The 9,007-nt window shown below is 66.7% G+C and carries 6 protein-coding genes; all 6 read left to right on the top strand.

Annotation, left to right across the window (positions count from 1 at the left end; genetic code table 11):
• Nucleotides 1-50 precede the first annotated feature (50 nt).
• The 6 genes from QZ588_RS17010 (at nucleotide 51) to QZ588_RS16985 (ending at nucleotide 8,823) form a co-directional block, all read left to right on the top strand.
• Nucleotides 51-2,009 carry a TonB-dependent siderophore receptor gene (locus QZ588_RS17010; protein WP_295544188.1) on the top strand — a complete coding sequence of 653 codons (1,959 nt, stop codon included), beginning with the start codon at nucleotides 51-53 and terminating at the stop codon, nucleotides 2,007-2,009.
• 101 nt (nucleotides 2,010-2,110) lie between these two features.
• Entirely contained in the window at nucleotides 2,111-2,965 is an 855-nt protein-coding gene (locus QZ588_RS17005; RefSeq protein WP_295544187.1) for an ABC transporter substrate binding protein, read from the top strand.
• Nucleotides 2,962-5,304 carry an ATP-binding protein gene (locus QZ588_RS17000; protein WP_295544185.1) on the top strand — a complete coding sequence of 781 codons (2,343 nt, stop codon included), beginning with the start codon at nucleotides 2,962-2,964 and terminating at the stop codon, nucleotides 5,302-5,304. Before QZ588_RS17005 ends, QZ588_RS17000 begins: the two co-directional genes overlap by 4 nt.
• 169 nt (nucleotides 5,305-5,473) lie before the next feature.
• The gene (locus QZ588_RS16995) at nucleotides 5,474-7,024 is read left to right on the top strand and encodes a 2-isopropylmalate synthase (RefSeq protein WP_295544183.1); all 1,551 of its coding nucleotides are present in this window, start codon (nucleotides 5,474-5,476) and stop codon (nucleotides 7,022-7,024) included.
• Between the two features lie 66 nt (nucleotides 7,025-7,090).
• The gene (locus QZ588_RS16990; RefSeq protein WP_295544181.1) at nucleotides 7,091-8,032 is read left to right on the top strand and encodes a uracil-DNA glycosylase family protein; all 942 of its coding nucleotides are present in this window, start codon (nucleotides 7,091-7,093) and stop codon (nucleotides 8,030-8,032) included.
• A 173-nt stretch (nucleotides 8,033-8,205) separates the two neighbouring features.
• Nucleotides 8,206-8,823 carry a heme-binding protein gene (locus tag QZ588_RS16985; RefSeq protein WP_366929601.1) on the top strand — a complete coding sequence of 206 codons (618 nt, stop codon included), beginning with the start codon at nucleotides 8,206-8,208 and terminating at the stop codon, nucleotides 8,821-8,823.
• Nucleotides 8,824-9,007: the final 184 nt, after the last annotated feature.

Here is a 9,007-nt window from a genome sequence, read left to right as displayed (position 1 = left end):
CGAGGAGCCGGATGCGTTAACGCGCACGTCCGGATCTGTGGGAGCCGCGGGTGAGCAATCACCCGCGGCCACCCGGCAGCGAGATCCCCATCGTGGTTTCGGCCACCCGGCTCTCGCAGCGCATCACCGACACGCCGGTTGCGGTGACGGTCATCGACCGGGCGCTGATCGAGCGCACCAGTGCGGTGCACCTCGTGGACGTGCTCCGGCTGGTGCCCGGCTTTCAGGTCGGACATACTGCTGGAAATCTCTTCACGGCAACCGCCCACGGCACCGGATCGCCCTGGTTCGCACGCCTCCAGATCCTCGTCGACGGTCAGTCGCGCTATCACACCACCTTCTCCGGTATCGACTGGGTCAATCTCGGTGTAGCACTGGCGGATGTGGAACGGGTCGAGGTGGTGCGCGGGCCCAACATATCGACCTATGGCGACAACGCGATCATGGGCACCGTCAACATCGTCACGCGGCAACCATTCCAGGTGCAGGGTCTGTTCCTGCAGGCCACCGGCGGGGGCGAGGACTGGGCGCAGGGCGTCCTGCGCCAAGCCGGGCGACTCGGCCCGATGGACTACCGCCTCACCCTGGAACATCGCCGGGACCAGGGCTTCGCTGATGTCGACGACCACACGCGTCTGACCAATCCGTCCTTTCGCGGCATCGTCGATCTGACACCACAAGACGAGCTGGACATCCACCTTGGATACACCGAAAGCGATCTGGGGGTGACACTACAGTTCGAGATCCCCCGGGACAGTCGCCGCGTGACCAGCGACTATCAGTTCCTGCGCTGGACCCATGCCACGGACAGCGACCGTGGCTTCTATGTGCAGTTCACCCGCGATCACTACGACACCCGCGAAGACACCCGGGTCGCGCTGGAGGCGCTCAGCGCCGAGGCCGGTGTACCGCCCGCGCTCGCGGAACTGCTGTTGGGGCCATTGGATCAGACCGTCGCGTTCAATAACTTCAATGGCAACAGCACGCGCTACGAGCTGGAGCTCCGACAATCACTGCGGCCCCTCGACGACCTGCGTCTGACCTGGGGCGGCGGTTATCGCTGGGAGTCGATGCGCGATGATCAGCTCGGCACCTCGGAGCGCCTCAGTGCCAACACGGCCACCTTGTCGGCCAACCTGGAGTGGCGGCCCGATCCGCGCTGGCTTGCGAATCTGGGCGCCCTGCTGGAGTCGAACACCGTCATCGACGATACCGCGCTTTCGCCGCGACTGGGCATCAATTACCGGCTGACGCCGAAGCAGACCTTCAGGGTGGCAGTCACCCGCGCACAGCAATTTCCGTCCCTGCTGCAGGAGCACTGGAATGCGCTGATCAGCCTCGATGACGGCACGCCGTTTGCGGTCAACTATGTCTCACCGGATCGCCTGGCGCTGGAGACGAGCGAGCAGTTGGAGGTGGGCTATCTGGGTCGGCTCCAGAACGACCGACTGGATGTGGACGCCCGCCTCTATCACGAGGACGTCGACGACGCCGTGACCTACACTTACGACCTGGCGTGTCCACAACAACCACTGTTCGCCCTTGGCTGTTACCGCCTGGCGAACGCGCTGGACTACCGTGTCACCGGTCTCGAAACGACGCTGAGCTATCGCCCCGCCGCAGGCACGTTCGCTCGCTTCACCTACGCCTACGCCGACACCCATGGCACCGCCCCGGCCACGCTGAACCCCGTCTCAGAGATCGACTTGGCGCGCACCGTGCCACGGCATTCGGGCACTTTGCTCCTGAGTCAGACACTGGCATCCGGCATCGAGGGCAGTATCGCCGCCTACTACATGGACGATCTGTATTGGTTCAACGACGCACCGGCATCCGTGGATGACTATTTCCGCGTCGACCTGCGGCTGGCCAAGGCCTTCAACGACCGTGGCGCGCACGGCCAGCTCGAGCTCCTGGTGCACGGCTTGGGCGGCACGTATGCCGAGTTCACGCCGCGGAACCGCTTCGAGCCGCGGCTCTATCTCAGGGCCTCGCTACAGTTCGACTGATAGCCGCGAGCGAGGCGGTGCGCGCCCGTCCCTCTTTGGTGCGTGCAACCCTGGTCGCCACAGCCTTATGGGTTGCAAGTCCGCCCCCGGCTGTCGCGTCGGTGGAGCTCCTGCTGAGTGGCGCGGAAACCGTCTACGACCGGGTTGCCGATGCCATACAAGCGCAGATTCAACGCCTGGACGACGAATTCGATCACACGTTGATTCGGCGCCGGCTCGACGCGACAGCGCAGGGAGACGATGTCAGTGTGCGCGTTGCCATCGGCTTGGCGGCATGCAAAGCGGCTGTGCGGGCGCGCGCGCGCCCGGCCGTGCTCTGCGCCTTGGTCCCGAAGGCCGATTTCATGGCCCTGGCGCATGACACGCCGAAGGCACCGACCGTCTCGGCAATCTACCTGGATCAGCCCATCGCGCGACAGTTCTCGCTGGCACGGGCGCTGGTCCCCAACGCCTCGCAGGCCGGACTGTTGGCGGGTCCGCGATTACAGCAATCGCGCGGTGCCATCATCAGCGCGGCCCGCGCCGCCGGCTTTACGCTAAACCTACTCACCGCACAGGACGAGCGCACGGCCGCCGCGGCCATCCAGCCACTGGTCACCGACAGCGAGCTGATACTGGCCGTCTATGACCCGACGGTGCTCACCCCCACCAGCGCGAAATGGCTGTTGCACCTCGCTTACAAGCGGCAACGTCCGGTCATCGGCTTCTCCCGCGCCTATGTCGACGCCGGCGCCATCGCAGCGGTCTTCAGTACGCCCGAGCAGATTGGGACACAGGCCGCGCGGGCGATCGCGCCATTCCTGCGGCGGCAGGGCTCGGGACTGCCGCCGCCAAGCTATCCGAGCGACTTTGCGGTGGCCGTCAATCGTCCGGTCGCCGCGGCCCTGGGACTGGCTCCGCCATCGGATGAGCAGCTGATGCGAGAGGTGGCGGCCCAGCTGAAGGCGGCGCTATGACCACCCAGCCCATCCCACAACGCCGCTCGCTGCGATTGCGCAGCCGTTTGGTCCTGCTCGCCATCGTGCCACCCCTGCTCGTTGCCATCTGCATCGGCGGTTACATGACCCACGCCCGGCTACTGGACGCACGCCAGGGACTTCAGGAAAGGGGCGAGGTCATTGCCACCAACCTCGCCATGGCCGCCGAGCTGGCGCTGTTGACACGCAATCTGCCCAGGCTGGAGCAGTTGTGCCAATCGACGTTGCAACAGCCGCATGTGGTCTCGGTGGCGCTGCGGGACGCCGATGGCACGATGCTCGTACAGGACGGCGAGCAGGTGCTGAATCCCGACGCACCCAACCTCTATCGCGCCGCCATTGGCACGATTGGTGTTCAGGTCAGCGACTTCGAGACCCAGCACACCGCACCGTTGGCCCAGCCGCTTGGCTTCGCCGAGGTCGGCTTGTCCGTCGACGCCACGCTCGCACGCGAGCGTCGGATACTGCTCACCAGCCTGGCGCTCGTTGGCATCGGTATGCTCGCGAGCCTGTTCGCCGCATTACGCATTGGAGCCGGCATCGCGCGGCCGATGTTCGCGCTCAGTCATGCCATGACCCGTTACCGCCGTGGCGACCATCGTGTGCGCCTCGAGCCGAGCTCCGCCGACGAGATCGGTGAGCTCACCCGCGACTTCAATCGTATGGCACAGGCCTTGGAAGGCTCACAGAACGACTTGCGCGAGCAAGTACGCACCGCGACCAGCGAGCTGCAACGGAGCATCGAGACCTTACGCACAAAGAATGCCGAGCTCGAGGCTGCACGCATGGCTGCACTGCAGGCGGGGCAGGAGAAGCAAGACTTCTTGGCCCGGATGAGCCATGAAATCCGCACGCCGCTGAATGCCATCGTGGGCTTTACGCGCCTGCTGTTGGAGCAGCCAGACCAGACCTGCTCGAGCGAGTACGGTCGCACCATTGACCGTGCCACGCAGCAGCTCCTGCACATTGTCGATGGCATCCTCAACTTCACCAAGCTCGAGTCCGGCCATGTCGAGCTCGAGCACCGACCCTTCGATGGGGCTCGCTGCCTGCAGGACGCGGTCGCTCTGCTTCTGCCAGCCGCCCGCGAGAAAGGGCTCGAGCTCACACTTGAGCTGTCCCCGAAGCTGCCCCAGACTTTGGTGGGAGATGCCCATCGGCTGACGCAGGTGTTGACCAATCTGCTCGATAATGCCGTGAAATTCACCGCACGGGGGCAGATCCGGATCTGGGCGGATTACGACCATGATGCGGCGAGTGGGGGACGATTATCGGTCACGGTCGAGGACACCGGCATTGGGCTGACGGCGCTGGCGCGCAAGCGCCTGTTCCAACCCTTCGCGCAAGGCGATGGCTCAGTGACACGGCATTTTGGCGGGACGGGCCTGGGGCTCGCCATCTGCGATCGCCTGGTGCGGCTCATGGGTGGCGCCATGGACGTGCAAAGTCGCCACGGCCATGGCAGTCGATTCTCGTTCAGTGTGCCCTGTCCGATTGCTGAGTCGGCGCATCCGTCGGCCCCGGCGGCCATCCATGCCGAGCGGAGCCAGCACCGCGATGGCGACCGGAAGCCCCGGCGCGGACAGCGGGTGCTGATTGTGGAGGACAACGCATTCAACCGCCAGCTGCTGCGCCACATGCTGGACCAGCGTGGGCTCGAGGTGCATGAGGCCTGCGATGGCGTCGAGGCCATCGATGCGGTTCGCAAAGCACGGTTCGGCCTGATTCTGATGGATATCCACATGCCCGGGCTCGATGGCATCGAGACGGCCCGACGTATCAGCACACGCAACCGTCGAAGCGACGCCGCTTGCCCGGCCATCGTGGCATTGAGCGCTGACGTCTTTGCCCGCGATCACCACTCAGCGGAGGCTTGGCCCTTCGATGCGATGGTCATCAAGCCAATCTCCGACCGCGCGCTCGATCAGATCCTGGCCGTCTATTTGGGTGCAAACGCCACAGCGGCGGCACGACAACCACACCGAGCCGCGGTGGACGCCGCGGCCGCCGGTCACGGCCCGATCACGAGACGGCAGATCACGGGCGAAATCGATCGGCTGTTGTGTCAACTGGCTGCGGCGGTTGCGGCGGCCCAGCGTCAGCAGATCCGTGACACCGCCCATGAGCTGAAAGGTCTCTGTGGCTTCTTCGGCTATCGTGCCCTCGAGGCGGAAACGCGTGCCCTGGAGGCCGCGGTCGATGAGGCCTCGCCGGCGCAATTGCATCGCCAGCTCGAGGCGTGCCTGGCCGTACAGCGCCTGACGGTGGCGACGCAGACGGCTCATCCCAGTCCGTCCGCGGGTCTGCCTGGGACTTGAATGGGGCCGCCGCCTCCTCTGAACTGTCGCCGCCGCCAGCCACGGATGGCAAGCGGCGCCGATCATGCCAGAATACGGGCTGATCCCCGACGGCTGGCAGATGCCCGCGGCGCCGCGCTTGCACCCCAAGAGTGCGTCCCAAGAGTGCCCCCCCAAGAGCAGGACCCCCATGAATCCGATCGACCCACTCATCATCTTCGATACCACGCTGCGCGACGGCGAACAGAGCCCCGGGGCGTCCATGACCAAGGACGAAAAGCTCCGCATCGCCCGCGCGCTGGAGAAGCTGCGGGTGGATGTCATCGAGGCGGGCTTCCCCATCGCCAGCCCAGACGACTTCGAGGCCGTCAAGGCCATCGCCGGGAGCATCCAGGACAGCACCGTCTGCGGCCTGGCGCGGGCGCTGGACAAGGACATCGACCGCGCCGGCGAGGCACTGAAAGGTGCCACGGCGGGGCGCATCCACACCTTCATCGCCACCAGCCCCATCCACATGGAGAAGAAGCTGCGGATGACGCCGGAGCAGGTGGTGGCGCAGGCGGTGCACGCGGTCAAGCGGGCGCGCCGGTATTGCGACGACGTCGAGTTCTCACCCGAGGACGCCGGGCGCTCGGATATCGACTTCCTGTGCCGGGTGCTGGAGGCGGTGATCGACGCCGGCGCCGGCACCCTGAACATCCCGGACACCGTCGGCTACGCCATGCCGCAGCAGTTCGGCAGCCTGATCTCCCAGTTGCGCGAGCGCATCCCCAACGCCGACAAGGCCGTGTTCTCGGTGCACTGCCACAACGACCTGGGCCTGGCCGTGGCCAACTCCCTCGCCGCGGTGCAGGCGGGCGCACGGCAGGTGGAGTGCACCATCAACGGCCTCGGCGAGCGCGCGGGCAACGCGGCTTTGGAAGAAATCGTCATGGCCGTACGCACCCGCCAGGACGTCTTCGGCTGCGATACCCGGCTGGACAGGACGCAGATCATGAACTGCTCGCGACTCGTGTCCAGCATCACCGGCTTCCCGGTGCAGCCCAACAAGGCCATCGTCGGCGCCAATGCCTTCGCCCACGAGTCCGGCATCCATCAGGACGGCGTGCTCAAGCACCGCGAGACCTACGAGATCATGCGCGCCGAGGACGTGGGCTGGAGCCAAAACCGCATGGTGCTCGGCAAGCACTCGGGGCGCAACGCCTTCCGCGTACGCCTGCAAGAGCTGGGCATCAACTTCGACACCGAAGAGGCGCTCAACGCCGCCTTCGGCCGCTTCAAGGATCTTGCGGACAAGAAGCACGAGATCTTCGATGAAGACCTGCAGGCCCTGGTGACCATCGCCACCCAGGACGCCGCCAACGAGCGCATCAAGCTGTTGTCCATGCACGTGTGCTCCGAGACCGGTGAGACGCCGACGGCGGACGTGGTGCTGAGCGTCGACGGCGCCGAGCGCCGCGGCAGCGCCAGCGGCGGCGGCCCGGTGGACGCCACCTTCCGCGCCATCGAGTCCATCATCGCCTCCGGCACCAGCCTGAAGCTCTATTCGGTGAACGCCATCACCAGCGGCACCGATGCCCAGGGCGAGGTCACCGTGCGCCTGGAACAGGGCGGGCACATCGTCAACGGCGCCGGCGCCGACACCGACATCGTCATCGCCTCCGCCAAGGCCTATCTCAACGCCATCAACAAGATCACCCAGCCGCGGGAGCGCGCCCATCCGCAAATCAGCGATGTTTGAATGCGCAGCGACGTCGTTGGCGGCGGCCGCTGCTGGCGCGGTCCCTTTGATACGTTGATGGTCTCGATGCACGAAGCCCGCCGCCTCGCCTATTTGCATGCCATGGGTATCAGCGTGTGGCGCCTGCGCGGCGCCACCGCGGCCGGGGCAGCGCCGACGCGCACGGCGGATGGAACCGCACCAGCCCGCGACGCGGCGCCGCCGCGGCCGGGCACCGCCGCCGCCGGGTCGGCGCCGGTGACCGCGCCCCCGGACGGGCGCCAGACACCCCCTGCGCAGGACACGGCATCAGCACAGACGCCAGCCCAAGACGAGCCGCCACCCTGGACCGATGCCGACCTCGCCGGCTTGCCTGCGGAGGATGCCTCGATGGGTCTCTCCCCGGCGGGGCCGGCGGATACGGCCGGCGAGCCGTCTCGGGCGCAGGCCGTCGCCGCCATGGACTGGCCGGCCCTGGAGCAGGCGGTGGCCGGCTGCCGTGCCTGCGGGCTCTGCGAGCGACGCACCAACACCGTCTTCGGCGTTGGCGAGCGCAACGCGTCGGTCATGTTCATCGGAGAGGGGCCCGGCGCCGACGAAGACCGCCGGGGCGAGCCCTTCGTCGGCCGCGCCGGGCAGCTACTGAACCGCATGCTGGCGGCGGCGGGCCGCAAGCGCGAGGAGGTCTATATCGCCAACATCGTCAAATGCCGACCGCCCAATAACCGCGATCCGAGCACCGATGAAGCCGCCGCCTGCCGCGCCTATCTGGAGCGACAGATTGCGTTGGTCGCGCCTGCGCTCATCGTCTGTCTGGGCCGAGTGCCCGCAACCAATCTACTGGGCACCGCCGATGCCGTCGGCAAGCTGCGCGGGCGGGTGCATCGCTATGGACCGACCGGCACGCCGCTACTGGTGACCTACCACCCGTCATACTACCTGCGCGCGCCGGAGCAAAAGGCCAAGGGTTGGGAGGATCTGCAGCGCATGTTGGCGCTGCTGGATGCCGCGCCTGGGGCGTCGCCCTGACGTGGCTGCCACGGCGTGTGCCAGTGCGGTGCGGGACACGGGGCCTTGCGCCCGGGTTGCGCCCCGGCCGGGACATCGAACCCGCGTCGATCCCCCTCGGTGGCCGCCGCTTGGTGACGACGCCGTTACTTACGCACGCAGGTCGCCATTCTCTTCGTCATAAACTGAACCCCATGATCAAGACCCTCATCATCGCCGCCGTCGGACTCGCCGTGCTCGCCGCTGCGGCCCTGCTGGTGTTCGTCTATGTCATCCAGAACGTCGAGCAACCGGAATACACGTTGGTGCGCCGGGAGGGTGACCTCGAGCTGCGCGACTACCCGGCACTCACCATCGCCGAAGTACGCCGGGAGGGGGCGCGCACGCAAGCCTTGAGCGCCGGCTTCAGTCCGCTGGCCCGTTACATCTTCGCCAAGGAGCGCCCCGGCGAGAAGATCGCCATGACCGCCCCGGTGATCCAACAACAGGCACCTGCTGCGGCATCGGACAGCACCCCAGAGTGGAGCGTCGGCTTCATCATGCCCTCGGCCGCGGTGAGCGCCGGCCTGCCGGCTCCCGCCAGTGCGGACGTACGTCTGACGCAGCTGCCGCCGCGCCGGGTGGCCGCGGTGCGCTTTAGCGGTCGCACCACAGATGCCCGTACCGCCGAGGCGCGCCGGCGGCTGGAGGCGTGGATCAGCGCCCAGGGCCTCGACATCACCTCCGCGCCCATCTACGCCTATTACAATGATCCACTGACGCCGGGCCCATTGCGGCGCAACGAAATCCTACTGGATGTCGCCGCTGATTGAGCATGACCCATCCAACGGTGTGCCGTGACCCCCGCGATGGTCTTTACGGCGGCGCCATCTGCCAGCGCCCGGGCACAGGCTCGAGCCCAATGGGCGCGCACGCCGACGCCTAGGAGCCTGTCCGACTTAGGCTCAGGATTCGGTCTCATCCGTGTGCTACTGCCAAAAAATATACGAATCGGTT

The organism is uncultured Thiohalocapsa sp. (assembly GCF_913062725.1).
Lineage (GTDB): Bacteria > Pseudomonadota > Gammaproteobacteria > Chromatiales > Chromatiaceae > Thiohalocapsa.
The sequence above is the reverse complement of the archived record's forward strand: the minus strand, read 5'-3'. Positions and strand labels throughout refer to the sequence as shown.